We start from the raw sequence: 1366 nt of genomic DNA on the forward strand, positions 1-1366 counted from the left end.
CATACAGAGTGCTGAGATCATGCTCGCGCATTTGGGCAGCCGCAGCCGAAAGAGAGTCCCTGCCCAAAATGAGGTATAGGGTTTTGCGGGTAATGGCTCCGGTTTTCAAAACCTGGGCCCGGTTCACCTCCTGGACAAAATCGGCCACGTACTGATCTGCCGGTCGGGTGAGAAGCTCTGCCGGGGATCCCACCTGAACCAAAGCCCCATCCCGCATGATCGCCACCCGATCTCCGATTTTCAGGGCCTCTTGAATGTCGTGGGTGATAAAGACGATGGTCTTTTGAAAGCGCTCTTGTAAACTCAGCAGCTCCTGCTGCATTTCACGGCGAATCAAGGGATCCAAAGCGCCAAAGGCTTCGTCCATGAGCAGAATATCGGGATCGGTGGCCAGTGCCCGCGCCAAGCCCACCCGTTGCTGCATGCCCCCGCTGAGATCGGCAGGATAACGATCCGCCCATTCTCTGAGGCCCACGATCTCCAGCATTTCCAGCCCTCGCTGCCGCCGGATTTGGGGCTCCACCCCTTGAATTTTCAGCCCATACTCCACGTTTTCCAAGACGGTGCGATGGGGAAAGAGGGCGAACTTTTGAAACACCATGCCCATGGTTTGGCGGCGGATCTGGCGCAAACGACCGGGGCCGACCTGAAGAATATCCTCACCATCCACCTCGATTTTCCCACTGGTGGGTTCGATCAGCCGATTCAGACAGCGCACCAAAGTGGATTTGCCGGAGCCGGAGAGGCCCATGATGACAAACAGCTCCCCCTGATCAATGGTCAGAGAGACGTCGTTGACGGCTAGAACATGGCCGGTACGCCGAAAGAGAGTTTCCCGATCCAGCCCCTGCCGCACTTGGGCCAAGGCTGCTTGGGGATTGGAGCCGTAGACTTTGGTCAGATGTTCAATACGGATTTTGGGGATCTTGGGTCGATTTTGGGCCTCACGAGCACTCATGATGGATGATGTTCTTTAACAAACACGGTCATTCTAGAAAAGTTTTAGCTAATCCGCCGAGAAGCCCCGCTCTGTACCCGTAGGGTCAGAGCCGCTTGGGAGAGGCGGGAACATCCCAGTTGTGAATAGGTATAATACTCCCATCATGAGAACTGCTTACCAGTACCGCTTGCGTCCTACTCCCAGGCAAGTCGCCTGGATGGACGGCTGGCTTGAGCCGCTGCGTAGGCAGTATAACTATCGCTTGGCAGAACGCTTCCGCTGGTGGGAGCAAAATCGCTGTGACATTCATGCTTGCTCCTTAACGGTCTGTCACCTGCCCCAGTTGAAAGACCAGCCCACCTTCTACTCCCAAAAACGAGACTTGGTCAATACCAAGGTCCTGGTTCCCGTTCGCGCTAGCGGGAC

General features: G+C 55.9%; 2 protein-coding genes. One reads left to right on the forward strand and one right to left on the reverse strand.

Features of this window, described 5'->3' with window-relative positions; translation table 11 throughout:
- Positions 1-958: quaternary amine ABC transporter ATP-binding protein (locus NW853_RS11375; RefSeq protein ID WP_414349062.1), on the reverse strand; the 958-nt coding region annotated here is incomplete at its 3' end.
- A gap of 145 nt (positions 959-1103) precedes the next feature.
- On the opposite strand from NW853_RS11375, the gene NW853_RS11380 reads away from it, so the two are divergent.
- Positions 1104-1366: helix-turn-helix domain-containing protein (locus tag NW853_RS11380; RefSeq protein WP_414335066.1), on the forward strand; the 263-nt coding region annotated here is incomplete at its 3' end.

The sequence above is a fragment of the Synechococcus sp. H55.11 genome, from assembly GCF_047462475.1.
Classification (GTDB): Bacteria; Cyanobacteriota; Cyanobacteriia; order Thermostichales; family Thermostichaceae; genus Thermostichus.